At 52.6% G+C, this 1,272-nt stretch carries 1 protein-coding gene; it reads left to right on the top strand.

Annotated features, from left to right (window positions below):
• The first annotated feature begins 91 nt into the window (after nucleotides 1-91).
• Entirely contained in the window at nucleotides 92-1,267 is a 1,176-nt protein-coding gene (locus B348_RS0110140; RefSeq protein WP_017736008.1) for an integrase core domain-containing protein, read from the top strand.
• Nucleotides 1,268-1,272: the final 5 nt, after the last annotated feature.

Here is a 1,272-nt window from a genome sequence, read left to right as displayed (position 1 = left end):
CGGTATGACTCACCCACATGGGTTACAAATCAGTTCACGCACATAGGTAACAGTTTTTAACTGGCAGGGTCGATTTCGCGAGGATCTGACCATGCCCTGGAAAGAGCTGAAACCTATGGACCTTAAAGTGATGTTCATCGCCGACTATCTGTCCAAAAAGCACAGCCTTAGCCAGTTGTGCCGGGACTATGAGGTCAGCCGCAAGACCGGGTACAAATGGGTCAGGCGTTACGAAACGGAGGGCCCTAGCGGGCTTGATGAGCGCAGTCGCTGCCGCCACAACCAAACCTACCTAGTGCCCCTGGCGGTTAAACGGGCAATCATCGAGCTTCGTTCGATTGGCGAGACGATTCCCGGTCCGAAGAAGATTCAGAACAGCCTCATGCTTCTTTTTCCGGATCAAGATCCGCCGTCGAAAACCACCATTTACAACATCCTGAAGGCCGCGGATTTGATCACGCCTCGGCGAATACGCCGGAGTGTGGCTGTTTACCCCAAGCCTTTACGCAAGGCAGAAAACCCCAACCAGTTGTTCAGCGCTGACTACAAGGGGCAGTACCTGACAGGCGCAGGTGTTTGGTGTTATCCGCTGACGATCATGGATCATGCCAGTCGTTTTTTATTGGCCTGCCAGAGTATGGGTAGCACCAACTTTAAGGAAACCCAGCAAACCTTCGAGAGAGTTTTCCGTGAATACGGATTGCCAGAACGCATTCGTACTGACAACGGCATACCGTTTGCTAGCACCAGTCGTGCGGGGCTATCACAGCTGTCGATCTGGTGGATGAGACTTGGGATCATTCCTGAGCGAATCGAGCCGGGTCGCCCAGATCAGAATGGGCGGCATGAGCGTATGCACCGGACGCTGAAAAGTACGTTACCTCACCCGTCGGCAATTGCCTGGGAAGCCCAGCAGCGTCACTTTGATCGCTTCTTGCAGCACTACAATTATGAGCGTGGACACGAGGCGCTCGGCCAGAAAACGCCTGCCGCTTGCTATACCCCTTCAAGTCGAATGTCCCCAGAAACGCTCCCGGAAATGACCTATGCGAGCCATATCGAAAGTTACCTGGCTGACAGTAGCGGGATCATCAATAGAGATGGAATGCGGGTATATGTTGGAAATTTGCTCTGTCACCAGACCATTGGAATGGAAATGATTGGTGATGGGGTGTGGAATGTGATCTTCGGCCCGGTGATTCTGGGTCACGTGAATGCGAGAGATGCGAAGAACGGTTATGTCTCAATCAAAGTGTCACCTATGTGAATGCA

Origin of the sequence: Pseudomonas sp. CBZ-4, assembly GCF_000346755.1 — a bacterium.
In the GTDB taxonomy this organism is placed as follows: Bacteria; Pseudomonadota; Gammaproteobacteria; order Pseudomonadales; family Pseudomonadaceae; genus Aquipseudomonas.
This window is presented reverse-complemented; position numbering and strand designations above follow the sequence as displayed.

What these genes read in the sequence shown, in the direction of transcription:
- B348_RS0110140 (WP_017736008.1), top strand. Translation starts at nt 92, where the DNA reads ATGCCCTGGAAAGAGCTGAAACCTATGGACCTTAAAGTGATGTTCATC.